At 72.7% G+C, this 24,465-nt stretch carries 20 protein-coding genes, 1 pseudogene and 1 riboswitch; of the genes and pseudogenes, 7 read left to right on the top strand and 14 right to left on the bottom strand.

Annotated elements, in window-relative coordinates; all coding sequences use genetic code 11:
• Positions 1 to 87: 87 nt before the first annotated feature.
• From C8250_RS10650 to C8250_RS10640, 3 genes and pseudogenes are all read right to left on the bottom strand, one after another.
• Positions 88 to 1,581 carry an MFS transporter gene (locus C8250_RS10650; protein WP_346268799.1) on the bottom strand — a complete coding sequence of 498 codons (1,494 nt, stop codon included), beginning with the start codon at positions 1,579 to 1,581 and terminating at the stop codon, positions 88 to 90.
• A pseudogene (locus tag C8250_RS10645) lies at positions 1,467 to 2,270 on the bottom strand (glycerophosphodiester phosphodiesterase); the annotation flags it as partial. The gene C8250_RS10650 and the pseudogene C8250_RS10645, both read right to left, overlap by 115 nt.
• Positions 2,271 to 3,008, bottom strand: a complete 738-nt coding sequence (locus C8250_RS10640) for a hypothetical protein (RefSeq protein ID WP_244809083.1) — start codon at positions 3,006 to 3,008, stop codon at positions 2,271 to 2,273. It abuts the pseudogene before it with no gap.
• A 96-nt stretch (positions 3,009 to 3,104) separates the two neighbouring features.
• On the opposite strand from C8250_RS10640, the gene C8250_RS10635 reads away from it, so the two are divergent.
• The gene (locus tag C8250_RS10635) at positions 3,105 to 4,595 is read left to right on the top strand and encodes a PLP-dependent aminotransferase family protein (RefSeq protein WP_138353054.1); all 1,491 of its coding nucleotides are present in this window, start codon (positions 3,105 to 3,107) and stop codon (positions 4,593 to 4,595) included.
• Between the two features lie 12 nt (positions 4,596 to 4,607).
• On the opposite strand, the gene C8250_RS10630 is transcribed toward C8250_RS10635, so the two are convergent.
• Positions 4,608 to 6,221 (bottom strand): hypothetical protein, encoded by a 1,614-nt coding sequence (locus C8250_RS10630; RefSeq protein WP_232485071.1) that lies wholly within the window; start codon positions 6,219 to 6,221, stop codon positions 4,608 to 4,610.
• Positions 6,222 to 6,362: 141 nt separating this feature from the next.
• Positions 6,363 to 6,557, bottom strand: a complete 195-nt coding sequence (locus C8250_RS10625; RefSeq protein ID WP_138353055.1) for a hypothetical protein — start codon at positions 6,555 to 6,557, stop codon at positions 6,363 to 6,365.
• Positions 6,558 to 6,836: 279 nt separating this feature from the next.
• Here C8250_RS10625 and C8250_RS10620 point away from each other — a divergent pair, with 279 nt between their 5' ends.
• The 3 genes from C8250_RS10620 to C8250_RS10610 all read left to right on the top strand — a co-directional run bounded on the left by C8250_RS10620 (position 6,837) and on the right by C8250_RS10610 (position 10,027).
• Positions 6,837 to 7,499, top strand: a complete 663-nt coding sequence (locus C8250_RS10620; protein ID WP_138353056.1) for a uridine kinase — start codon at positions 6,837 to 6,839, stop codon at positions 7,497 to 7,499.
• Positions 7,500 to 7,513: 14 nt separating this feature from the next.
• Positions 7,514 to 8,563: a GNAT family N-acetyltransferase gene (locus C8250_RS10615; protein ID WP_138353057.1), complete on the top strand. Its 1,050-nt coding sequence runs from the start codon at positions 7,514 to 7,516 to the stop codon at positions 8,561 to 8,563.
• Positions 8,564 to 8,884: 321 nt separating this feature from the next.
• Positions 8,885 to 9,062, top strand: a riboswitch (cyclic di-AMP (ydaO/yuaA leader).
• A 5-nt stretch (positions 9,063 to 9,067) separates the two neighbouring features.
• Positions 9,068 to 10,027, top strand: coding sequence for a LysM peptidoglycan-binding domain-containing M23 family metallopeptidase (locus tag C8250_RS10610; RefSeq protein WP_138353058.1), 960 nt, complete (start codon positions 9,068 to 9,070; stop codon positions 10,025 to 10,027).
• Positions 10,028 to 10,153: 126 nt separating this feature from the next.
• Here the strand turns inward: C8250_RS10610 and C8250_RS10605 are convergent, their stop codons facing one another.
• The 8 genes from C8250_RS10605 to C8250_RS10570 all read right to left on the bottom strand — a co-directional run bounded on the left by C8250_RS10605 (position 10,154) and on the right by C8250_RS10570 (position 19,999).
• Positions 10,154 to 10,498: a cupin domain-containing protein gene (locus tag C8250_RS10605; RefSeq protein WP_138353059.1), complete on the bottom strand. Its 345-nt coding sequence runs from the start codon at positions 10,496 to 10,498 to the stop codon at positions 10,154 to 10,156.
• 40 nt (positions 10,499 to 10,538) lie between these two features.
• Positions 10,539 to 13,250 (bottom strand): LuxR family transcriptional regulator, encoded by a 2,712-nt coding sequence (locus C8250_RS10600; RefSeq protein WP_138353060.1) that lies wholly within the window; start codon positions 13,248 to 13,250, stop codon positions 10,539 to 10,541.
• A 10-nt stretch (positions 13,251 to 13,260) separates the two neighbouring features.
• Positions 13,261 to 14,058 carry a phytanoyl-CoA dioxygenase family protein gene (locus C8250_RS10595; protein WP_138353061.1) on the bottom strand — a complete coding sequence of 266 codons (798 nt, stop codon included), beginning with the start codon at positions 14,056 to 14,058 and terminating at the stop codon, positions 13,261 to 13,263.
• Between the two features lie 16 nt (positions 14,059 to 14,074).
• On the bottom strand, positions 14,075 to 14,680 hold the full coding sequence (locus tag C8250_RS10590) for a TetR family transcriptional regulator (protein ID WP_138353062.1): 606 nt from the start codon (positions 14,678 to 14,680) through the stop codon (positions 14,075 to 14,077).
• A 5-nt stretch (positions 14,681 to 14,685) separates the two neighbouring features.
• Positions 14,686 to 16,104 carry an MFS transporter gene (locus C8250_RS10585; RefSeq protein WP_138353125.1) on the bottom strand — a complete coding sequence of 473 codons (1,419 nt, stop codon included), beginning with the start codon at positions 16,102 to 16,104 and terminating at the stop codon, positions 14,686 to 14,688.
• A gap of 171 nt (positions 16,105 to 16,275) precedes the next feature.
• Positions 16,276 to 17,421 (bottom strand): transcription termination factor Rho, encoded by a 1,146-nt coding sequence (gene rho / locus C8250_RS10580; protein WP_138353063.1) that lies wholly within the window; start codon positions 17,419 to 17,421, stop codon positions 16,276 to 16,278.
• Between the two features lie 310 nt (positions 17,422 to 17,731).
• Positions 17,732 to 18,946, bottom strand: coding sequence for a serine hydrolase (locus C8250_RS10575; RefSeq protein ID WP_138353064.1), 1,215 nt, complete (start codon positions 18,944 to 18,946; stop codon positions 17,732 to 17,734).
• Positions 18,947 to 19,036: 90 nt separating this feature from the next.
• The gene (locus C8250_RS10570) at positions 19,037 to 19,999 is read right to left on the bottom strand and encodes a YihY/virulence factor BrkB family protein (RefSeq protein ID WP_138353065.1); all 963 of its coding nucleotides are present in this window, start codon (positions 19,997 to 19,999) and stop codon (positions 19,037 to 19,039) included.
• Between the two features lie 286 nt (positions 20,000 to 20,285).
• On the opposite strand from C8250_RS10570, the gene C8250_RS10565 reads away from it, so the two are divergent.
• The 3 genes from C8250_RS10565 (at position 20,286) to C8250_RS10555 (ending at position 21,445) form a co-directional block, all read left to right on the top strand.
• Complete coding sequence (locus C8250_RS10565) at positions 20,286 to 20,471, top strand: hypothetical protein (protein ID WP_138353066.1); 186 nt, start codon at positions 20,286 to 20,288, stop codon at positions 20,469 to 20,471.
• Positions 20,472 to 20,619: 148 nt separating this feature from the next.
• A complete protein-coding gene (locus C8250_RS10560; protein WP_138353067.1) occupies positions 20,620 to 20,985 on the top strand; it encodes a YkvA family protein in 366 nt (121 codons plus the stop codon).
• Positions 20,986 to 21,013: 28 nt separating this feature from the next.
• Entirely contained in the window at positions 21,014 to 21,445 is a 432-nt protein-coding gene (locus C8250_RS10555; RefSeq protein ID WP_138353068.1) for an ATP-binding protein, read from the top strand.
• Positions 21,446 to 21,512: 67 nt separating this feature from the next.
• Here C8250_RS10555 and C8250_RS10550 read toward each other — a convergent pair whose 3' ends face one another.
• Positions 21,513 to 24,392 (bottom strand): discoidin domain-containing protein, encoded by a 2,880-nt coding sequence (locus C8250_RS10550; protein ID WP_138353069.1) that lies wholly within the window; start codon positions 24,390 to 24,392, stop codon positions 21,513 to 21,515.
• Between the last annotated feature and the right edge of the window lie 73 nt (positions 24,393 to 24,465).

Genomic DNA, 24,465 nt, shown 5'->3' with positions numbered 1-24,465 from the left:
CACCCGGCGCTTAGCTATCTTTGGCGCGCAGTAACGGTCAACCCGGCGGGACAACCGCGTACACTACCGGCCCGCGACCCCCAATACCTAAATTGTGTCCGGGACGCGATTTCCCGCGGCCTCCACCGCCGCGCGCACCGGCACCCGGGCCAGCAGCACGAACCCCACCGCGAAGAAGACCACCAGCGAGATGATCGCGTCGCGATAGCTGCCGGTCAGCTGGTACGTCAGCCCGAAAAGCAGAGGTCCGAGCCAGCTCGTTCCCCGGTCGCTGACCTCGTACACGGAGAAGTACTCGGCCTCCTTGCCCCGCGGCACCAGGTGGGAAAAGAGCGATCGGGACAGCGCCTGGCTGCCGCCGAGGACCATCCCGATGGCCGCAGCGAGCGCGAAGAACCACACAGGTTCACCCGCCGGGAGGAAATATCCGGCGCCGATGGTGACGGTCCAGGCGGCCAGTGAGCCGAGCACGGTGCGCTGGGCCCCGTAGCGGGCGGCCAGCCGGCTCAGTACCAGCGCGCCGACCACGGCCAGCACCTGGACCAGCAGGATGGCGGTGATCAGCGTCCCCTGTTCCAGGCCCAGCTCCTCCGAGCCGTACACCGACGCCTGCGAGATCACCGTCTGGATGCCGTCGTTGTAGACGAGGTACGCCAGCAGGAAGGCGAGCGTCAGCGGATAGCGGCGCATGTCCCGGGCGGTGGCCGCCAGCTGCCGCCAGCCCTGGCCGAGCGCGCCCGGCCCGGCGTCGCCGGCGGACGGGCCGGCGGCGGAGCGTGGCGACGGGCGGTCCCGCAGCCGGCGCAGCGGCACCACCGTGAACACCGCCCACCACAGCCCCGCTGAGGCGAGGCAGATGCGCACCGCCGTGCCCTTGGAGACGCCGAAGGCGTCATGGCCCAGGAACAGCCCCAGGTTCGCCACCAGCATCAGCGCGCCCGCCGCGTACCCGAAGGCCCAACCCCTCGACGACACGGCGTCCCGCTCGTGCGGCTCCGCGATCTGCGACAGGAAGGCGTTGTAGAGCACCACGGACGCCGCGTACGAGACGTTCGCCACGATCAGCAGCGCGCCGCCGAGCAGATAGCGGTCGCCGGACAGGAAGAACATCCCGGCGGTCGCCGCCGCCCCCAGATAGGCGAACGCGCCCATCAGCGGCTTCTTGCGGCCGGTACGGTCCGCGACCGCGCCCGCCAGCGGCATCACCAGCACCGACAGCAGCACCGAGGCGGAGATCGTGTACGCGAAGTACGCGCCCGCCCGCACCGGGATGCCCAGCGGGTGCACATACCCGTCGGCGTCGGCGGCGGCCTTCGCGACCTCCGTGAGATAGGGGCCGAGGAAGACCGTGATCACACTCGTGGAGAAGACCGAGTTGGCCCAGTCGTAGAAATACCAGCCGTGCTGCTCGCGGCGCCGCTCCAGTGCGCGCTCCGCGACCGCCGTCTCCGTTACCGCCGTGTCCACCAGGTCCCCCGCTCGGACAACACCGTGCGCAGTGCCTCGATGTGATCGGTCATGATGCCATCCACTCCGAGGTCGAGGAGCGCGGTCATCCGGCGGGGGTCGTTGACCGTCCAGACATGGACCTGCAGACCCCGCCGGTGGGCGGCGTCGATGAACCTGCGGTCCGCCACCGGAACGCCCGCGACGCGCTCCGGCACCTGGACGCAGACCGCGCCCTGCCGTACCGCCGCGTCCAGCAGCCGCGCGGGCAGCCGCTCCAGCGGCCGGCCGCCGTACGAGCGCAGCCGCAGGCCCGCCACCCCCCGGGTGCCCAGCGAAGTGGCCAGCCGGGGTCCGGCGAGCGCCCGCAGCCGGGCCACCCGGGCCTCGGAGAACGATCCGGCGCACACCCGGTCCCACGCGTCCGCCGTACGGATCGCGTCGAGCAGCGGTCCGGCGGCGGCCTCCGCCTTCACGTCCACGTTCCACCGGGCCTCGGGAAAGGCCGCCAGCAGCTCCGCGAACGTGGAGACCGGCTCACGGCCCGCGACCCGGGCCCGGGAGACCTCGCTCCACGGTAGGGCGGCGATGGCGCCGCGCGCGTCGGTGACACGGTCCAGGGTCGCGTCGTGGAAGGCGACGAGAACGCCGTCCGACGTCAGGTGGACGTCGGTCTCCAGATAGCGGTAGCCGAGGTCGACGGCACGGCGGAAGGCGGTCAGGGTGTTCTCCAGGCCGTCCGCCGCACCTCCGCGATGGGCGAAGGCGAGGGGTGCCGGATGGTCCAGATACGGGTGGGCCGGGGGAGGGGGAGGTGCGCTCACCTACGGCAGTATGGCCGGGTCCGCGGCGGCCCCGGCCACCGGGCGGTCCCCGCAGGCCGCGACGGCCGGCGAGCGTTCCGGCCGCAGGTCCGGTTCCCGGTCCGGTTCCAGGTCCGGATCCGGCGGGGTGACCGGCTGAGCGGTCGGCTGAGCGGCCGGCTGCGGGATCTCGAAGAACCGCAGGAAGTACTGGGCGAGCGGTCCGATCGCCACCGCGTACAGCACGGTGCCCACCCCGACGCTGCCGCCCAGCAGGAAGCCGACGGCGAGCACCGTCAGTTCGATCCCGGTGCGGACCAGCCGGATCGACCGGCCCGTCCTGCGGTGCAGTCCCGTCATCAGCCCGTCGCGCGGGCCGGGTCCGAAGCGTGCCGTTATGTAGAGGCCGGTCGCCACTCCGTTGAGCACGATCGCCGCCACCAGCAGCGGGATCCGGACGCCCAGCGCGTGGACCTCCGGCAGCAGCCGCAGCGTGCCGTCCATGGCCAGACCTACGATGAAGACGTTGGACACGGTGCCGAGGCCGGGCCGCTGCCGCAGCGGCCACCACAGCAGCAGCACCGCCGCGCCCACGACGATCGACACCATGCCGATGCTCAGCCCGGAATGACCGGAGATCCCCTGGTGGAAGACGTCCCACGGGTCCAGACCGAGACCGGCGCCGACCAGGAGGCCGTCACTGGCGCCGTACAGCACCAGACCGGCATAGAGATGGACGATGCGGCGACCGGTGTGCACGGTGACCCCCTGGTGAAGGTGGCAAGATACGTGGCACTCTGTGGCATGGATGTGGGTGACCGCCACAGCCAATCCGCGAAAGGTGGACTGAATTCCATGTCGCAGTGGACTGCATCGGTAGGAGCGGCTCCGCTCGCCCGGCTGCTCGAACCCCGGCCGGCTCCCGGTGGCGGCGGCCGTCGCGTACCGGCCTACCGCGGACTCGCCGACGGCGTACGGCTGCTGGTGCTCGAAGGCCGGGTACCGGTCGCCGCCCGGCTGCCCGCCGAGCGGGAGCTCGCCCTCGCGCTGGGCGTCAGCCGCACCACCGTCGCCGCCGCGTACGAGGCGCTGCGCGCCGAGGGGTTCGCCCGCTCCCGGCGGGGCGCCGGCAGCTGGACCGCCATACCGGAGGGGCACGCGCTGCCGAGCCGGATCCTCGACCCGCTCCCGCCGGACTCCGCGGGCACCGTCATCGACCTCGGCTGCGCGGCGCTGCCCGCCCCCGAGCCGTGGCTGACCCGTGCGATGGAGGGCGCCCTGGCCGAACTCCCGGCCTACGCGGCCACCCACGGCGACTTCCCGGCCGGACTTCCGGTGCTGCGCGAGGCGATCGCCGACCGCTACACCGCCCGCGGGGTGCCCACCATGCCCGAACAGATCATGGTCACCACCGGCGCCATGGGCGCCATCGCGGCGGCGGCCCGGCGGCTCGTCGGGCTCGGTGAACGGGTCGCGGTGGAGTCCCCGAGCTACGCCAACGTGCTGGAGCTGTTCCGCGAGACCGGCGCCCGGCTGGTGCCGGTGGCCATGCGCGACAACCTCGGCGGCTGGGACATCGACGCCTGGCAGCGGGTGCTGCGCGACGCGGCGCCGCGGATGGCCTACGTCATGCCCGACTTCCACAACCCGACCGGCACCCTGGTCGGTGACGAGCAGCGCCGCGCCCTGGTCGAGACGGCCCGTGCCTCCGGGACCGTGGTGGTCGCGGACGAGACGATGGCGGAGCTGGTGCTGGACGCGGACACGACCGTGCCGCGGCCGATGGCCGCCTTCGACCGCGGTGGCACGGTGATCACCGTCGGCTCCGCGAGCAAGGCGATCTGGGCTGGGCTGCGGATCGGCTGGGTCCGGGCGGCGCCCGACGTCGTCCGCCGGCTGGTCTCCGCCCGCGCCTATCTGGACCTCGGATCCCCCGTCGTCGACCAGCTCGCCGTGGCCTGGCTGCTGCGCGGCGGCGGCTGGGACCAGGCCGTCGCCACCCGCCGCGCCCGGGCCGCCGGACACCGTGACGACCTGGTGGCGGCGCTGCGCGAGCAGACCCCGGACTGGGAGTTCACCGTGCCGGCCGGCGGTATGACGATGTGGGTGCGGACCGGTGACGTGTCGGGTTCCCGGCTCGCGGTGGCCGGCGAACGCCTCGGCGTCCGCGTCCCGTCCGGGCCCCGGTTCGGGGTCGACGGGGCCTTCGAGTCCTATGTGCGGCTGCCGTTCACGGTCGGCGGCGCCACCGCCAAGGAGGCCGTCTCCCGGCTGGCCGCCGCCGCCCACATCGTCCGCTCCGGCGGCGGCTCCGACGCCGAGGGCGCCGGCCTCTTCGTGGCCTGACCGCGCGGAGCGTCAGCGCTCCAGGTCGGCCGTCCGGCGGATCAGCGGCTGCGGCAGCGATTCCCGGTCGGGCTCCCGCTCCGGTTCGTGCTCCGGTTCGTGTTCCAGGGCGTCGGCGGGGACGTCGGCCTGGGGGAGCAGGGCGAGGACGGCCTCCCGGTCGGCCTCGCCGGTCTCCTCGTCGTACGGGTCGGGGGTGGCCGGGACCTGCAGCCGCAGCACCGGGCCGGTGCCGAGCCGGGTGTAGCCGCGGCCGGCCGGGACCTCGGCCGCCGAGGTGGTGCACTGCGGGGCGCCGAGGACGGCCCGCGCGTGCTCGGGGTCGAGCGCGCCGAGCAGGACGCGGGCGCGGGTGTGGGTGACGACGGCCGGGGTCAGTACCTCGGCGGCGTCGATCTGGTCGGCGACGGCCACCGCCACGTTGGCGGTGCGCCCGTGCCGCAGCGGGACGTCCAGCAGCAGCTGCGGGTCGGGGCGGCCCTCGGCGTGGGCGAGCTGGGTGAGCGCGGTGGGCCGGTCGACGAGGATCCACAGCGGGCGGCGGGTGTCCTCCGGCGCCGGATGCCCTGCCTGGCGGGCCCGGTTGACGGCGATCAGCCGTCGTTCGGTCTCGTGCGCCGCCCATTCGAGAGTGGCGCAGGTCCCGGCCAGGCCGCTCTCGACGGCCAGCACGCCGGGACGTCCGACGAGGCAGGCGTATTCACCGCTGCCGCTGCCGTCGATGACCACGACATCGCCGTGGCACAGCGCCTGCAGGGCGATCGACCGCAGCAGGCTGGTCGTGCCGGTGCCCGGCCGGCCCAGCGCCAGCAGATGCGGCTCGGTGGCGCGCGGCCCGGTCCGCCAGACGACGGCCGGGGCGTCGCGGACCTCGTCCCCGTCGGCGACCGGGACGGTGCGCTGGACGGCTTCGGAGTCGGTGAAGCCGAGGACGGTCTCGCCGGGCGCGGTGACGAAGCGCTGGGCGGTGATGCCGGTGGACAGCGGCCCCAGCGCGGTGAGGGTGAGGTGGTTCTCCTCCTCGTTCCAGTCGAAGCGGTACTCCCGGCCGCGCCCCGCCTTGGCGTGCAGCAGCTGCTCGACGCGGGACCGCGCCGTGGCCTCGCCGTCGGTGAAGTACGCCGGGTAGCGCAGATGCAGCCGGGCCAGCCGGCCCTCCTCGAAGGTGTACTCGGTGAAGGCGCTGTCCCAGCTGCCGTCGCGCGCGTACAGCGGTGCCGGGTCGTCGGGGTCGGACAGATACGGCACCAGCGCCTCGTACAGCGCCTGGAGCTTCCCGGACTCGGCCTCGCTGGGTCCGGTCGGCGCCGGGGCGGTGCGGTCGCGGCCCATCCAGCCGGCGCAGGCCAGCAGCGCGCCCAGTGCCAGCAGCGGGCCGTACGGCATCAGTGCGACGACGACGATCGCGGCGGCGCCGAGCAGCAGCGCGGGGCCGCGCCGGTCCTTGGGGGTGCGGGCCCACCAGCTGCGCGCCCAGCCGGCCTGCATGCGCATGCCCCGGGTGATGGTGATCAGCGGATGGAGCACGTCGGTGGCACTGTCGGCGGCGGTCCGCGCGAGTTCGCGGCTGCGCGCGAGCGACGGCCTGCTGCTCACGATGGTCGCGAACGACGGCCTGCTGCTCAGGATGCTGGGGAGGGGGCGCCTGGCCACGGATGCTCCAGTGGGTGGGTTCGCGGGAGGGTGGCGGGTCGTGGGTGACGAGGTGGGGCCCGGAGCGCCGGCATGCGGCCCCGGGCCCTGGGGCTGCCGTCGTAGACGGCCCCGCTAGATCCTGATCCCGCCCAGCAGGCTCGCAAGGCTGGCTCCGCCGGCCTTGATGCTCGGGGCGATGCCGGTGCCCGCGAGGTAGAAGCCGAAGAGGGCGCAGACGAGAAGGTGGGAGACCTTCAGTCCGTCCTTGCGGAAGAACAGGAACGCGATGACGCCGAGCAGAACGACGCCTGAGATAGACAGGATCATTGGGCTTTCTCCTGGGTGATGGGGACGGTCACCATGAGTTCTTCCAGGCTCACAAAAAGTAATGGGTACTGGAAAGTGGTAAATGGGTGATTTGTAGGAAATTTCCCCCGGATGGTCGTTCCGGAAGCCCGCCGGAGCGATCTCGGCGCGATCATTGCCGGGCCCGCCGCGGGTCATGTCCGCCGTCACGCCGATGGCGCAGCCATGTCGCCCGGACGGCCGAGTGGCCCCGCCGATCCAGGGCCAGGACGTGGCACCGCGTATGCGACGATGCCGCCCATGCGGCTGACTCCGATCACCTGGCCCCGGCTGGCCGGGACCCTCGCCGACCGGGTGGCCGGCCTCACTCCGACGGCCGCCAGGCCGTGGCTGCGGGTGGCCGTCGACGGCGCCCCGGCCGCCGGGCCCGCCGCCCTGGCGGACGCGCTCGCCGGTGAACTGCCCGCCCGCGGTCACCGCGTCCTGCGGGTGCGCGCCGCGGACTTCTGGCGGCCGGCCTCGCTGCGCTTCGAGTACGGCCGCGAGGACGCCGACGCGTACTACGACCTGTGGCTGGACACCGGCGCGCTGCGCCGCGAGGTCCTCGACCCGCTGGCGCCCGGCGGCAGCGGCCGGGTGCTGCCCTCGCTGTGGGACGCGGCCACCGACCGCGCGACCCGGGCCGGCTACGTCGAACTGCCGCCCGGCGGCGTCCTGCTGCTGGACGGTCAACTCCTGCTCGGCCAGGGGCTCGGCCTGGACCTGACGGTCCATCTGCGGCTCTCCCCGGCGGCCCTGGCCCGGCGCACCCCGGACGAGGACCGCTGGACGCTGCCCGCCTTCGGCCGGTACGCCGACGAGGTCCGTCCGGCGGAGGCCGCGGACGTCCTGGTGCACGCCGACGATCCCCGGCACCCGGCGTGGAGCGGACATCCCTTGCCGCCGGACCGCGCGGACGACTAGCGTCGCCACCCACCATGACCTTCGCGATCGCGCCGATGAGCGCCGAGCACATACCCGAGGCCGCCGCGCTGTACGACCGCTGGTCCGGACACTCCCGCAAGGGCCGGCCGCCGGGTGCCCCGACCGGCGAGGAACTGCTCGGGAAACTGCTCGCGGAACCGGACACCGAGGCCTACTTCGCCCGGGACAGCGGCGGCAGGCCCGCCGGCTATCTCGCCGCCTCCCCGCTCGACCTCGCCGAGGACACCCCCGCCGCGCTCCGCAGCCACCCGCGCTCCGCGGTGGTCCGGCACGGCGGGCACGCACCCGCGCCGGGGCAGCGCGACAACGCCGCGCTGCTCGCCCTGTACACCGAGGCCGCCGCCCGGCTCGTCGCCCAGCGCCGGCTGGTCCACTACGTCGAACTGCCGGCGTCCGGGACCGCCGCGATGGACTGGTGCCGACTGGGCTTCGGGTTCGAGGAGATGTACGGGCTGATGGCCGTCAAGCCCCGCGGCCGGCAGCCGCGCGGGGTGGACGGGCTGAGCATCCGCCGGGCCGGCCCGGGTGATCTGCCGCAGATCGGCCGGATGGCCGCGGAGTCGGCCCGCTACCAGCGGCAGTCGGCGATGTTCCTGCCGCAGTCCGACGCCGCCCTGGCCGCGATGCGCACCCGGTACACCGACACGCTCTCCGATCCCCGCTGCGCGGCCTGGATCGCCGGCCGCGGCGGTGAGGAGATCGGCATGGTGCTGCTCGCCCCGTCCCCAGCCGGTCCGGTCACCCCGGACGGCTGTGTGGAGCTGGCCGAGGCGTACGTCGAGCCGTCCGCGCGGGGCGAGGGCGTCAGCCGGATCCTGCTGGCCACCGCGGCGGCCTGGGCGTACGACCACGAGTACCGGCACATCGGCGCCCGCTGGCACTCCGCCTCGCCGCTGGCGGCGGGGCACTGGCCCGCGGTGGGCTTCCGGGTCGCGGCCTACCGCCTCAGCCGTGTCCTCGACCCGCGGATCCGCCCGGGGCACGCCGCCGGGCAGTTCGCCGGACGGGCCCAGGGGCAGGACCGGGCACCGCTCGGCACGTGACCGCGCTCACACCGGGCCCGCCGAGTGAGCGGGCTCACGCGTGTGATACGCAGAGCTGCCGCCTTCTCCACGGTGCGTTCCCGGCATACGCCTTTTATTACGCCTTCCATGTGTCGCTTCACTGAAAGTGAAGAAATCGCACACGTACAGACCGGGCCGAACGACTCAGGGTCACCGAAATGCACGGGCGGCTCCGCACGTGATATGCGGCTCATGCCCGGATGTTGCCCCGCCCTCGGGAGTTCGCTTAGCTTCGCTCTCCTGCGGGTCAAATGCTCGCAGGATCCCACCGGGTGGAACGCCTAGTCCTGCCGCTGCCCGGTGCTTTGAACACCAAACTTCTACGGCAGGAGCGGGGGACCCAGGTAAGTGCCGTTCCCGAAGGTCAGGAACGGCTTGGGGTTAAGTCGCAATGCGCCGCGCGTCCATGGCGCATGCCGCGACCGGGCAGCTCCAGCCCGAACCCGACAGCTCACCTCGCCGGCGTAGGAGAGGAACTCCCCCATGCCCGCAAAGGGAAAGCACCGTATTGGCCGCATGAGCCGGCTCACCAAGATCTGCGTCGCGGCCGGCACCGGTGGCGCCGCTCTCGCCCTGCCGCTGGCGATGTCGTCGAACGCCTTCGCCGCTGACACGCACGTGACCGCCGCGAACGTCGCCGCCACCGCCCCGACACACGCCGCGCAGCCGGCCGCCAAGGCCGCCAAGGCCGCGCCGGCGAAGACCGCCCACAAGTACAAGGTCGTCGGCGGGGACAGCCTGTCCAAGATCGCCGACGTGCACCACGTCAGCGGCGGCTGGCAGAAGCTGTACGCCGACAACAAGCAGACCGTCGGCGGCAACCCGGACCTGATCTTCCCGGGCCAGACCCTGGCCCTGGGTTCCAAGGCCGTGCCGTCGAACTCCGCTCCGTCCGCCGACCCGGCGCCGAAGTCGTCCGCGAAGTCCTCCTCGGAGACGAAGAAGGCCCCGGCGAAGAAGGCCCCGGCCAAGAGCGACTCGACCGCGAAGTCCTCGTCCTCCTCCGACAAGGCCCCCGCCGCCGCGAGCTCTTCCTCCGGCTACACCCTCCCGGTCTCGGGCGCCAACATCGGCACCCCGTACCACCAGTCCGGTTCCAGCTGGTCCAGCGGTTACCACACCGGTGTCGACTTCGTCGTGTCGACCGGCACCACCGTGAAGTCGATCGCCGCGGGCACCGTCATCTCCGCGGGCGACGGCGGCGCGTACGGCAACCAGGTCGTCATCCAGCACAGCGACGGCAAGTACTCGCAGTACGCGCACCTGTCCTCGCTGTCCGTCTCGGCCGGCGAGACCGTCACCGAGGGCCAGCAGATCGGTCTGTCCGGCGCGACCGGCAACGTGACCGGCCCGCACCTGCACTTCGAGATCCGCACCGGTCCCGACTACGGCTCGGACATCGACCCGGTCGCGTACCTGAACGAGCACGGCGTGACCGTCTGACCCGTCCCGCGACGCCGCGCGTGAACTCGCGCGCCTCGTGAGACGCGCAGTGCCCGCCTGTCCTGGAACTGACCCAGGACAGGCGGGCACTTCCGCGTTCCGCCGCGCTCCGGTACCGGTGCGCGGTCAGCCGGCAGGGTGGTTGTAGCCGAACACCCGCGCCCCGGTCTCGGAACGCGGCTGGTGGCTGGAGCCCTGTTCGAGCACGACGTAGGTACCGGGGCCGTGCCGCAGGTCGCCCTCGATCACCTCGCCCTCGGCCACGTAGTAGCCCTCGCCGACCGTCTCGTGCACATCGACGCCGGGCCACCGGGCGCCGGGTTCGAAGTCCACCACCCAGAAGCTGAGCGGGGCCGGGCCGGGCAGCTCGCGCAGCAGGATGCCGGGGCCGATCTCGGTGGTGGGCACATCGTCGACGTGGAGGGTCAGGACACTTCCCGGGGTTCTCGGAGCCTGATCAGGTGCGTTCATCCGGTCAGCATCTCCCGGCCGGCCCGTTCTCCGGGGGCGATCACTCGAAAAGGGCGGAGAGTTCGCCGCGGGAGGCGATACCGAGCTTCGGGTACGCCTTGTACAGGTGGTAGCCGACGGTGCGCGGGCTGAGGAACAGCCGGGCCGCGATGTCCCGGTTGGACATCCCCTGCCCGGCGAGCCGGGCGATCTGCAGCTCCTGCGGCGTGAGCCCGGCGAGTACGCCCGGCTCCCGGCTCTGCGGGGCGACCGTGCCGGTCGCCCCGAGTTCGCTGCGCGCCCGGTCCGCCCACGGCCGGGTACCCAGCCGCTCGAACACGTCGAGCGCGGCCCGCAGTTGGCCGCTCGCCTCGCTCTTGCGACGGGCCCGGCGCAGCCATTCGCCGTACAGCAGCGCGGTACGGGCGTGCTCCAGCGGGCGGCGGTGCTCGTCGTGCAGCTTCAGCGCCGCCGTGAAGTGCGCCTCGGCCTCGGAGTCCGCGGCGAGCAGCGCCCGGCAGCGCAGCACCAGTGCGTCGGACCAGGGCTGCCGGGAGCGGGCCGCCCAGTGTTCGAAACGGGCGAACGGCCCGGCGGCGCGCGGGCCGAGACCCAGCCGGACGGCCGCCTCGACGAGGTCGGGGGTGCTGCGGGTGGCGCAGAAGTGGTGCCGCAGCGGTTCATGGGTGAGCCGCTCCAGGCCGTCGAGTGCCGACTGCGCCCGGCCCAGGCCCAGATCGAGCATGCCCTGCGCCCAGTACGACCAGGGCGCGCCGGGCGGCATCGCGGCGCCGGCGACGACGGCGAGCGCGTCGTCCGTGTACGTCCGGCAGCGCTCCTCGTCACCCTCGACGGCCGCCAGATAGCCCAGCACGCTGCTGAACTGGCTGGTCCACTGCTGCTGTCCGGTGTCCCCGGCGATCCGCAGCGCCTCTTCGGCGGTGGCCAGCGCGTCACGGTGCCGGCCCGCGAACACCTCCGCCTCTGCCATGAAGAAGAGCACCGTCGGCAGCCGGCCGATACCGCCCCGGTCGCGGCTCTCGGCGGCGAGCGCGGAGGCCAGTTCATGGGCCTCGTCGTCCTGCCCGACGGCCAGCCCGGCGCCGCACAGCAGCATCAGGTCGCGCGGATCACGGGATCCGGCGGCGCGGGCCGCGGTGACGGCGGCGGTCAGGTCCGGCGGCCCGCCGGCGGCCGGCGGGCCGAGGGCGGCGGTGATGAAACGGGCCACCGGTGTCACGGGATCCGTCGCGGGCAGCACCAGCGCGTCCAGCCGCGCCACCGTGTCCGCGACGTCCTGTTCACCGAGGTACCAGGCGGTGTGGGCGGCCTGCATGAGCATCCGCGCGGCGCGCTGGGGATCGGCGGCGGCCGCGTGATCGGCGCCGTCGATCAGCAGCCGGTGCGCGGTGGGGAAGGAGCCGCTCAGGAAGTCCGACAGGGCCCGGACATGGTGCAGCCGGGCCGTCAGCCCGGGATCGTCGGTCCGGCGCGCGGCCTGTCCGGCGAAGTCGCGGGCCCGGTCGAGCTCACCTGCCTCGGAGGCCGCCTCGGCCGCCAGGGCGAGCCGCCGGGTCGTCGCCGCGGGGTCGGTGCTGAGGCGGGCGGCCCGTTCGAAGGCGAGGGCGGCCGCCCCGTAGCCGCTGCGGTCCCTGGCCCGTCCCGCGGTGTCCTCCAGCGCGGTGGCCGCCGTCTCGTCGGGGCCGGTCGCGGCGGACGCCAGATGCCAGGCCCTGCGGTCCGCGTCCTGCGGGGCGTCCAGGATCGCCGCCAGTGCCTGATGCGCGGTCAGCCGGTCGGCCAGCGGCGCACGTTGGTAGACCGCTGCCCGGACCAGCGGATGGCGGAAGCGCAGCCGGTCGTCGTCCAGCCGGATCAGACCGCCCTCCTGCGCGGGCGGCAGGTCCGCCGCGCCGGCGCCCAGCGCCCCGGCCGCCCGCAGGACGGCCCGCAGATCACCGGTGTGGTCGGCGGCCGCGACGAGCAGCAGCAGCTGGGTGGCGGGCGGCAGATGGCTGACCCGGCCGTGGAACGCCATGTGCAGCCGGCTGGTGAGCGGTAGCGCGCCCGGCCGGAACCGGCCGTCGGGGCGCTCCGCCTGGAACGCGACCGGCAGTTCCAGCAGCGCCAGCGGGTTGCCCTGGGCCTCGCTGAGGACGCGGTGCCGGACGGTGGGGGACAGCCCGTCGCCGTGCAGCGTGAGCAGGGCGCCCGCCGACGCCGGCGGCAGTCCGCGCAGCCGCAGTTCGGGAAGGCCGGGGGCGGGGAAACTGCCCTCGCCGTCACGCGCCGCGAGGACCAGGACGATCCCCTCGGCGTGCAGCCGCCGGGCGGCGAACATCAGCGCGTCGGCGGACACCCGGTCCAGCCACTGCGCGTCGTCCACGACGCACAGCAGCGGTCCGTCGCCCGAGTGCGCGGACAGCAGGGACAGCACGGCGAGCCCGACGAACATCGGGTCAGGGGCCGCCCCGACGGTCATCCCGAACGCCGCCTCCAGCGCGAGCCGCTGGGGTTCGGGAAGCACGCCGAGCGAACCCATCGCGGGACGCAGCAGCAACTGGAGCCCGGCGAAGGGCAGTTCCGCCTCGAACTCGGTGCCGGAACCACGGACGACCGTCATCCCGCCGGCCGCGTCGACCGTGTCGTCGAGCAGCGCCGTCTTCCCGATGCCCGCCTCGCCGCGCAGCACCAGCACCCCGCTGCGGCCCGCCCGGGCAGCGGCCAGCAGCTCCCCGATCGCCGCCTGCTCCTCGGTACGCCCGTGCAACATGCCCTGAACGCTATCCAACGGTCCGACCGCCGCCGATGCCGGGAGAGCCTTCCAGGCCTCGCCGGATCGCGGTCTCCACCGGGCAGTAGGCGCCGTTGGACCGTTCCAGCTCGTAGTGGACCGCAGGGAACAGCGGGGGCTGGGCCATGAACCGGGGGCGGCTGCCGTGGTGCGGCTGGGCCGCGTGCACCAGGAAGGGATGGCACAGATAGACGTCCCCGGGGCTGCCGGTGGCCAGCGCGACCGGCCGGTGCGCGCTCACCTCGTCGATGCGGGGAGCAATCTCCAGGATCGACGCCCCCTCCTCGCCGAACGGCCGCAGGACCGGCGGAACGTCCAGGTGCGAGCCGACCCGGATCCGGGTCGGCGCGTCCTCGGGGCCGGTCTCGGTGAAGAGGAACAGCATCAGCAGCGCCCGGCCCTCGGAACGGAGGTTGGCGAACGGCCACTTCTCGCCCTCGCGGTAGTAGCTGCCCTCGATGTGCCAGCCGGCGTCGTCGGGCTCCTGCGGGTGCGGGAAGCGGAGCGGGAAGGAGCCCAGCGAGGGCCGCGGCACCCAGCGGCCGGGGCCGACCAGATGGTCGAACGCGTCGTGCAGAACCGGGGTGTTGGCGGCCTCGACGAAGGGGGCGTCCGACATGTCGGAGACCCAGTGCACCGGTTCCGTCCACGAGGCCGGGTCGTCCGGATCGGTGCCGGTCTTCGCCCAGAGCAGCTCCGCGCAGGCCCGCGCGGTCTCCTCGGAGAAGGCCCGTTCGATCCTGATGAAGCCGTTGTCGAGGAACTGTTCGATCGTCGTAGGGTCCACCCGACCATCCTCACCGTTACCGGGCGGCGGGAGCCAACGGGTTTCCGGCCGGAGTGATGAGCTTCTGGAGCGCGGGGGCACACCGCTCGACGAGGGCCGGGACGGTCATCGCGCGGACCGCCTCGCCGCGCGCGATCCCGTAGACGGCGCCGAGGCCCAGCAGCATGCCCACGGTGAGTTCGGCCCGCAGCTGGGCTTCGGGACCGCTCAGCCGCCGGGCGAGGCCGGCGATGACCTGCTCGCGGAAATTGGCGCGCAGGATGTCGCCCTGGCCCTCCGCGGAGTGGAGCGGTGCGAAGACGATCCTCAGGATGGGGTCGATGCCGCGCTCGTTCTGGCTGGTGAGGACCTGGGTGACCATGTGCCGGCCCAGCTCGTCCAGCGGGGCGTCCAGGAGTGCTTCCGCGTCCGACTCGAAGGAGATGATGCGGGCGAAGAGCTTCTCCTTGTTGCCGAAGTACTTCACGATCAGCGGCGCGCTCACCCCGGCCCGCTCCGCGATGGCCTTGAGGGTGATGTCGCCGTAGGCGCGCCGGCCCAGCATGGTGCGGGCGGCGCGCAGGATCGCGGCCTTGGTGGCGTCGGCGTCACGGCGCGGGGTGTCGGGGGCGGCTGTCGTCATGGGACTCATGCTCCCTCCAGCGCGGGGTCCGCGGTGGCCTCGGAGCGCTGCGCGGGCCGTGTCGGAGTGCCGCGCCGGCCGCCGGGGATCGACACGGCCGCGAGGAAGGCGAGGATCGCGACGCCGCCGGCCACGGTGAAGGCGATCAGGTAGCCGCGCAGCGTCGGGATCTCCAGGCCGCCGATCGGCGCCGTGTGGTGGATCAGGATCGCCGCGACCGCGGCGCTGCAGGTGGCCTGGCCGACGGTGCGCATGAGGACGTTGACGCCGTTGGCGGACGCGGTCTGGCCGGCCGGGACGGCGCGCAGGATCAGCGTCGGAAGGGCGGAGTAGGCCAGCGTGGTCCCCGACGCGACGACGGAGGCGCCGACGATGATCGCCCACAGCTGCCGGCTGTCCGCGATGCGCAGCACATAGCCGAGGGTCAGCAGCACGGCTCCGGCGGCGAGGGTGAACTTCGGGCCGCGGGCCGCCGATATCCGGGCCGAGACCGGGGACAGCAGCAGCATGATGATGCCGCTGGGCAGCAGGCACAGCCCGCTCGCCACGATGGACAGCCCCAGCCCGTAGCCGGTCTCCTTGGGCGCCTGCACCAGTTGGGCGGTCACCAGCGAGTTGGCGTAGAAGGCGAAGCCCGCGAGGAGCGCGGCGATGTGCGGCAGCGCGACGCGCGGGCTGGCGGCCAGCCGCAGGTCCACCAGCGGGCTGGTGGCGCGCAGTTGCTGCCACCGCCACCCGGCGAGGATGACGACGGAGGCCACGGCCAGGCTCAGCACGGCCGGGCTGGTCCAGCCCCACTGGCCGCCCTGGGAGACCGCCAGCAGCAGGCAGACGAGTCCGGCCGCCAGTCCGGCGGCGCCGGTGAAGTCGAAACGGCCGGGGGAGCGGATCGGCGACTCGCGCACGACCCACCAGGCCAGCCCGAGGCCGAGCGCGCCCAGGGCGGTGGTGGCCCAGAACATGACGTGCCAGTCGGCGTACTGCACGATCAGGGCGGCCAGCGGCAGTCCGAAGGCGGCACCGATGCCGACGGTCGAACTCATCATCGCCACGGCGGAGCCGGTCCGGTGCGGGGGCAGCTCGTCGCGCAGGATGCTGATGGACAGCGGTACGACGGCGGCGGCGGCGCCCTGCAGGGCGCGGGCGGCGATCAGCAGCCGGATGTCGGAGGTCACGGAGCACAGCAGGGAACCGAAGGTCATCAGCCCGAGCGCGATCAGCAGCACGCGGCGCTTGCCGTACATGTCGCCGGCCCGGCCCAGTACGGGGGTGAGAACGGCTCCGGCCAGCAGGGTCGCGGTGACCATCCAGGAGACGCCGGCGGGCGAGGCGCCGGTGAGGCGCGGCAGATCGGGGAGGAGCGGCACCACGACGGTCTGCATGATCGCCATGAGGATTCCGCCGAATGCCAGGACGGGGACCATGAGCCGTTTCCGGAAGTCCACGGGGCGCGCTCCATGAGACGTGAGGGAGGTGAATGGACGTTCACCAGATGAGGTGAATTATTATTCACTGCCAAACGTCTTCCGGTCGAGTACGGCCGGAGGGAGCCGGTCGGGGTTACGCCCGGACGGTCGGCTCAGGTGTTCAGGTGTTCAGGCGCCGGGGACCGTGCGCTGGATCTGCTGGAGGAACGTGGCGTTGTCCGGGGACTGCCGCATCCGGTCGAGCAGTATTTCGAGGGTCTGCTGGGTGTCCCTGGACTGCAGGGCCCGGCGCAGGCCGCGCACGGCCGCCAGCTCGGCGGCGGGCAGCAGCAGCTCCTCGCGCCGGGTGCCGGACGGGGTCACGTCGATGGCCGGGAAGATCCGCTTCTCGGCGAGCGAGCGGTCCAGCCGCAGTTCCATGTTGCCGGTGCCCTTCAGCTCCTCGAAGAAGTAGTCGTCGGCCCGGGAGCCGGTGTCGACGAGCGCGGTCGCGAGGATGGTCAGGGAGCCGCCCTCTTCGGCGCAGCGCGCGGCGCCGAAGAGCCGCTTGGGCGCCTGCACCGCGGCGGAGTCGACACCGCCGCTGAGGGTGCGGCCGTTGCCGGGCGCCGCGTTGTTGTGGGCGCGGCACAGCCGGGTGATCGAGTCGAGGAGTATCACCACGTCCTGGCCGAGCTCGACGAGGCGCTTGGCGCGTTCGACGGCCAGTTCGGCGAGGGCGATGTGCTCCTTGGCCGGGCGGTCGAACGTCGAGGCGAGCACCTCGCCGCGCACTGACCGGCGCATGTCGGTGACCTCCTCGGGGCGTTCGTCCAGGAGGACGACCATGAGGTGGGCATCGGGGTGGTTGACGGCGACGGAGTTGGCCAGGCTCTGCAGGAGCAGGGTCTTGCCGGTCTTGGGCGGGGCCACGATGAGCCCGCGCTGGCCCTTGCCGACCGGTGCGACGAGGTCGACGAGCCGGGTGGTGAGGGCGCTGGGCGAGGTCTCCAGCCGCAGCCGCTCACGCGGGTGGACGGGGGTGAGATCACCGAAGTGCGGGCGGACGCCGGGAGCACCGGCTTCGCGGCCGTTGATCCGTTCGACGGTGCCGAGGGCACGCGGCCGGTCGGCGGTGCCTTCGACGAGGTCACCCTTGCGCAGGCCGTACTTGCGGATCTGAGCCGTTGTCACCTGCGGGTCGTCGGGCGTCGGGTGGTAACCGCCGGTGCGCAGGAAGCCCTGGTTGCCGACGATGTCGAGGACGCCGGTGACCGGCGTCGGGAGGGTGGTGCGGGTGGTTCTGGCAGGGGGGTGTTCGAGTGTGGTGGTCATGCTGGGTCCTTTCACGGACATGCCAAAGAAGGGTCCCGGCGGGGGCGGAGTGAGGGTGCGGACGTGTCACGCACCACTGGCTTGCCGACCCGCGAGGGAGAAGGAAGGAGATTCACTGCCGGGCGGCCGGTCCAGAAGGACGGAATTCGCCACGGCGGGGAGTGGAACAAGCACCGGCGCCGAGAAGCGGCGTACTCAAGTGCTGTTCGCACTGTAGCACGCCGCTTCGGGTGGCCGGGGGAATTCCGCCGGAAAGCCGTCGGAAGGCCGTCGGGAACAGCCTTCCACCGCTCTTTCCGGCCTGTCGCGGTCAGCGCGAGCGGAGGTACCGGCGGCGGGCGAAAACGGTACCGGCGGCGGCCGCCACCAGGGCGCCCGCGGCGGCGGACCAGGTCCAGCCGTTCCGGAGCGAGGCGGATTCCGAGGCGGGAGCGGTGGTCATCACCGGTGCCAGCGCGGCGGCCGCCGGCCGGCGCGGCGCCGAGGCGGGCACGGCGCGGGTGACGGTGTTCAGCGTGCCGACCGAGCCGTTCACCCCGGCGGCCTCGAAGCCCCAGTCCAGCAGGGCGCGGGCCTCTTTGTACACGGCCTGTGCGACCCCGGACTGCGGGTTCATCACCGTGGCGATCAGCGTGCGGTCACCGCGCTGGGCGGCGGCGATCAGGGTGTTGCCCGCGTTCGTGGTGTAGCCGTTCTTCACCCCGATGATCCCCGGGTACGTCCCCACACCGTCGGCCCCGGTCAGCAGGCGGTTGGTGTTCTGGATCTGGAACGGCGGCACCTCCCTGCCCCTGGAGTCGGTGCCGCCCGGGAACATCGCGGTGGCGGTGGAGGTGTAGCCGGCGAAGTACGGGGTGGCGAGTCCGGCACGGGCGAAGAGCGTCAGGTCGTAGGCCGACGAGACCTGGCCGGGGGCGTCGTACCCGTCGGGCGAGACCACCTCGGTATCGTCGGCGCCGAGCATCCGCGCCTTGGCCTGCATCTGGGAGACCGTCAGGGGCACCGAACCGTTCATCCGGGCGAGTACATGGACCGCGTCGTTGCCCGAGCTGAGGAACACCCCGCGCCACAGGTCGGCCACCGTGTACGTCTGCCCCGCCTGCACCCCGACCCGGCTGCTGCCCGCTCCGATACCGGACAGCTCGTCCTCGGTCACGGTGTGGGTGGTCTCCTGCGCGAAGCGCGGCAGGACGGTGACGGCGAAGAGGGTTTTGAGGGTGCTGGCCGGCGGCAGCGCGCGGTGCGCGTCCTTGGCCGCGAGCACCTGACCGGTGCGCGCGTCGGCCACCAGCCAGGACAGGGCCGACAGGCCGGCGGGCAGCGCGGGCGAGCCGGACTTCGGCAGGACGTGCACCCCCGGCCGCGCCAGCGTCGCGCCGCCGATGACGGTACGGCCGGGTCCGTGGCCGTCGTCACCGTGGGCGAACGCCGGGGCGGCCGGGCAGCTGACGGTCAGACAGACGGCGGTGAGAACCGCCGCGCGGAACCGGAGGGACGGTGTGCGGGCAGGACCGGAAACAGTCATGGGTTCACGGTAGGAACGCTTTCGCCCGTTCTGCGCGGTGACCTGCTCCATACGGTGGAGCAAGCGGCCGGACGGAGGAACCCCGGCGGGTTACGCGCCCTCAGAAACCTGTTCGGACAGCGGATCTGACCGGTCGTCGGAGACCGCCCGGGCGCTGCGCCCCTTGGCCAGCTCGGCGTTGAAATGCGCGCCGACGAGCAGCGCGATGTGGGACACCCACAGCCAGACCAGGAACACGACGGTCCCGGCCAGCGACCCGTACAGCCGGTTGTACGTCCCGAAGACGGAGACGTAGAGGGCGAACCCCACCGAGGAGAGCAGCCACAGCACGACGGCCAGCGCACCGCCCGGCGCCATCGCGCGCAGGGGCCGGAACCTGGCGGGTCCCGAGCGGAACAGGATCAGGACCAGAACCGTCGCCAGACACAGCAGCAGCGGCCACTTCACCACGTTCCAGCTGGTCACCGCCGCCTCGTCCATCCCCAGCACCTGTCCGGCACGACGGGCCAGCTGACCCGTCGCCATCAGGGTGACCGCGCTGCAGACCAGCAGGGTGAGCAGCACCAGCGCGGTGATGACGATGCGCGGCGCGGTCCGCCAGGCCGGCCGGTGGTCGGTCACGCCGTACATCGAGTGCAGCGCCCGCCGGAAGACGGCGAGATAGCTGGAGGCGGACCACATCGCCGCCACCGTGCCGCTGGCCGCCAGGAACCACGCCGCCGAGTGCTCCTGTGCCATGTCCTTCATGGTGCCCGCGACGAGCTGCCGCGACTCGGCCGGCACCACCGCTGTGACCTGGGCGATGAGATCGCTGGTCGAGGCGGTCCCGGCCAGGCCGATCACCGAGACCGTCACCAGGAGGGTGGGGAACAGGGCGAGCATGGCGTAGTACGTGAGCGCCGCGGCCCGCTCGGAGGCGTCCTCGTCCCAGGCGGCGACGGCCGCGCCGCGCAGCGCCGTCAGGATCAGCCGCCGGCGTCCGGTCGCCCGGGCGACCGCCGCGGGCTCGCGGCCGGTGGGCCCCAGGGCCAGTACGGCCTGCTCGTCGATCATTCCGGCTCCTCGGTGGAACGGTGTGCAGCGGATGCTGCCCGGTGGAACGGTGCCCGTCGAGACGGTGCTCGCTGAACGGTACGGAGTCGGCGGTGTGCCGGTCTGCCGGTCGGATACCCGGGAACGGCCGGTCCAGCCCGACCCGGAGCCGGACACGGTTGCCGGGCATCCGGCGGTTGAAGGGCCGAATGCGGGCAAGACGCAGGGATGACCGATCAGTTGTGGACATCGTGTGAACCTCCGGTGTGCTCGGGAGGCTCAAAAAAGCTTGGGAAAGGAAGTCCGGATGCTCGCCATCGCCGCGGCCGTCGTCTTCGCGGTCGCCTTCATCATCAACGCGACCGAAACCTCGACGGACATCGTATTCGCACCCGGTAGCCTCCAGCTCGTGGGGCTCGTGCTGGTCGCCCTCCACCTGGCGGGACTCGGCTCCGGATGGTCCGTCCCCAGCCGCCGCCGGCGCCGCCGCTGACCGCGGACGCCGCGGGCGGACGGGCGGAGAAAGCCGCGGACGGATGTCCGGGGAACACTGAGGTGGCCACCGGCGAGTGGCGCGGCCGGAGCGGGTACAAGACTCCGGACGGGCGCCCGCCGGGCCGGCCCGCCGACTGGAGGACCGGATGAGCGACACCACCCTGGTATGGACCCTGGCGGCACTGGCCGTCGTGGTCATGCTGGTCATCGCCGTACGGCTGGCCGTGCGCCTGGTCCGGGTACGCCGGCTGCTGGTGGCCGCCCATGTTCCGCTGACCGGGAAGGCGATGTTCTGGGGAGCCATCGCCTATCTCGTCTGCCCGGTCGATCTGCTGCCCGACCCGATCCTGATCGACGACATCGGCGTGCTGTGGCTGGCCGTGCGCGCCCTGGAGAGCGCGGCCCGCCGGGCGGGCATCGGCCCGGGCGAGCCGGACGGCGACCGCCCGGCGGCTCCCGCCACGCATGGAACACCGCCGCTGGGGCAGAGGGCGAAGAGAACGAGCACGTGACCGGCGAGGCAGAAGGGGCTCACCCCACATGCTGGATGTACTCACCACCGTGACGGAGCCTCTGCGGCGATCGGTCCGCTACTCGGGCAGAGACGGCAGCATCGCGGCCGCCCGCGACACGGCCGCCGCGTTCCTCGACGACCTCGCCCCGGACCGCGCCGCCCCCGTGCCCGGTGAGCGTGCCGAGGAGATCCTGCTGGTCGTGAGCGAGCTGGTGACCAACGCCGGACGCTACGCCCCCGGGCCGTACGAGATGGAGCTGAGCTACTGCGGCGGCGCCGTCGAGATCACGGTCTGGGACACCAGCTCCCAGCTGCCCCGGCGGTTCGAGCCCGACCCGCTGCGGATCGGCGGTCACGGGATGGAGATCGTCCGCCGGCTGTGCCGGCAGGTCACCGCCGAGCGCGTCCACGGCGGCAAGCGCGTCACCGCCCGCCTGGACGTGGACCGGCCGGCCTGAAGTGACGTGACGCGCGGAGGCCCGGTCGGCGTGGTGCTGGTTGCCGACCGGGCCGGTGGAGCGGGGATCAGGACGCGTACACCTCGAACTCGGAGAGCTGGCCCGCGGGCCAGCCGGTGTTCGCCGTGAACGTCAGCCGCAGATAGCGGGTGGTGGTTCCGGCGGGCAGCGTGATGCTCGCGCTGTTGCCGCTCGCCGGGTTGAAGGTGTAGCCCGCGGGGCCCTTGAGGGTGCTCCACGAGGAGTTGTCGGCGCTGCCGAGCACGCTCAGGGTCTGCGTGCGGGTGGCCCAGGCCGACGGCGGCGGGAGCTTGAGGACGATCCGGCCGGCCGCGGTCGCCGCGCCCAGGTCGACGGTCACCGACTGCGGGAAGGCGTTGCTCGCGCTCTCCCAGTAGCTGGCCGAGTTCCCGTCGTTGGCGTTGCGGGCCGCGTAGACGTCATTGCTGCTGGTGGCGCTGATGTTCTTGCCCGCGGCCAGGTTGCTGTTGGCCGGCGGGGTGGTCGGGGGAGTGGTGGGCGGAGTCGTCGGCGGCGTACCGGTGAGGCGGACCTCCAGCTCGGAGAGCTGGGCGGCCGGCCAGCCGGTGTTGGCCGAGACGGTCACCCGGACATAGCGCACATTCGCCGCGGTGAAGCCGGCGGTGACGGTGTTCGCAGCGCCCGGGTCGAAGGCGTACGCCTTCGGCGCGGCCAGCTGGCTGAAGTTCGTTCCGTCGGCGGAGCCGAGGACCGCGATGTTCTGCGAGCGCGACTCCCAGCCCGGCGGCAGCTTGAACGTCACGCTGTCGACGCCGGTGGCCGCGCAGAGGTCGACGGTCAGCGACTGCGGGAACGCGTTGTTGTTGCTCTCCCAGTAGCTGCCGGCGTTGCCGTCGACGGCGTTCGCCGCACTGTAGCTGCCGTTGGCGCTGGTGGCGGTGACGGGCTTGCCCTGCGCGAGGTTGCCGGTGCCCGGGACGCAGGCCGGCGGGGTGGTCGGGGGAGTGGTCGGCGGCGTCGTGGGCGGGGTGGTCGGCGGGTTCGAGGGGTCCGACGGGATGCCGCCGTTGGTCCAGATCGGGGCGGGCCAGTTGCCGGTGCAGGTGGAACCGGTGTTCCAGCCCGAGTTCCCGCCGCCGTCGACGATCACGAAGCTCGGGCCGACGCAGTTGTGGATCGGGGTGGCCGCCTGGCCGATGTGCTTGGCCGTGACATTGGTGAACTTCATGGTGGCCTGCACCTGGGCCTGGATGGCATAGGTCCCGGCGCCGTCGATGTTGATGTTGGTGAAGTTGACGCCGCTGACGCCGCCCTCGATGGTCTGGATCGCCTCGTAGGAGCTGTCCAGGATGTCGGTGTCGGTGATGTTGATGACCGCGCCGCTGATGGCCTCGTTGAGACCGTCGAACCAGATCGCGCCGACTCCGAAGTTCCAGTTGAAGTCGCTGTTGCCGGTTCTGATCAGGGTGTTGCGGGCCGCGGTGATGGTGCCCGCGACGGCGGTGCCGTTCCCGGACGTGACCCCTGGGTAGCGGTTGGCGATGTGCAGGCCGCCGCCGTTGGAGATGGTGTCCGCCATCACGTTGTCGGAGATCGTGAAGTTCTTGCCGCCGTAGGTGACGATGTTGTTCGCCAGGATCGGCAGGATCACCGTGTTGTGGGTGAAGGAGTCGCCGACGTTCGCGACCCGCTCCGGCCAGGACGCCAGCCCGTCGTCACCGAGGTTGCGCAGGAAGGTGTTGGTGACGGTGGAGTTGGTCACCCCGGTGTGGAAGTTCACGCCGTCCGCGGTCTGGTCCAGGATGCGGCTGTTCTTGATGGTGAAGTTGTCCATCGGGCCGTCCATCCAGGCACCGACCTTGGTGTGCTGGATCCACAGGTTGTCGACCACGGAGTTGGACATCGCGCCGCCGAGGGCGTTGACCTGGTCGTCGTCCGAGCGCTCGCGGATGTCGCCGATGATGGCGAAGTCCTTGAGGGTGACGTTCCGGCTCGGCCCGTTGGCCTCCTGCGGCCGCACCCCGCCGGTGTAGCCGCCGCCGGGGACGTACTTGCCGTAGATGCCCGCGGCGCGGTTGCGGTTCACCGGGTCGCGCCCGCCGAGCACGCTGTACCACGGCCCCGCGCCGGCCAGGGTGACCCCGTCGACGACCACGTGGTCGTAGAGCGTGAAGTTGCCCTGCGGGATGTAGACGGTCCTGCCCTGGGCCTGGCCGGCGTTGACCGCGGCCTGGAACTTGGCGGTGGAGTCGGCGGCGCCGGTCGGGTCCGCGCCGAAGTCGGCGACCACGTCGAGCGCGCCGGCCGGCTTGGCTATCGGGGCCGCGACCTGCTCGAAGTCGGCCAGGTCGATGGTGAAGGTGGGGGAGGCGGCGGTCGAGGCCACCTGCAGCCGGATCTTCGTCCCGGCCGGCAGCGTCGAGCCGAGCAGGGTCCGGGTCTCGTCGTAGAAGTGGTGCGGGTTGGTGTCGCCCGGGTTGTTGTTGAACGGGTAGCCGCCGTAGTACCAGCTGTACTTGGAGGTCACCGGCACGCTCTTCAGCGTGGAGCCGTTGACCTTCAGGTCGATGGCCGCGTCCCGCCCGGCGCCGTTCGACGTGTCGGGCAGGCTGTAGCGGAACGACATGGCGTTCGCGGGGGCGCTCAGTGTGAACTCGACGTACTGCCCGACCGCGTTCAGCGTGACGGCCTGCCGGCCCTGCGCCTCGGACGGCAGATTGCCGTACAGCCGGTCCGGCCCGATCACCGTGCCGTTGGTGGCGGCGTACTCCGCCTCCTGCTCCTTGAACGGCACGACCGCGCCACGGTTCGGAACATCCAGGGGCGACAGCGCGGCGACGCCCGCCGCGTGCGCGGCGGGCGCGGTGGCGAGGCCCACCCCGGTCAGCGCGGCGGCCGCGCTGACGACGAGGGAGACGATCGCGGTGGTACTGCGCCTGAGGCGGGGACTTGGGGGTGCATGCATCACAGAGGCACGTCCTTGCAGGTCGAAGGTGGGGGGCGGGAGGCGCGCGTTGCGGCTGCGCTTCGGGCACGTG

Origin of the sequence: Streptomyces sp. So13.3 (assembly GCF_005860785.2) — a bacterium.
Classification (GTDB): Bacteria; Actinomycetota; Actinomycetes; order Streptomycetales; family Streptomycetaceae; genus Actinacidiphila; species Actinacidiphila fildesensis.
Note: the sequence above shows the minus strand (reverse complement) of the source record. Positions and strands in the feature narration are given on the sequence as shown.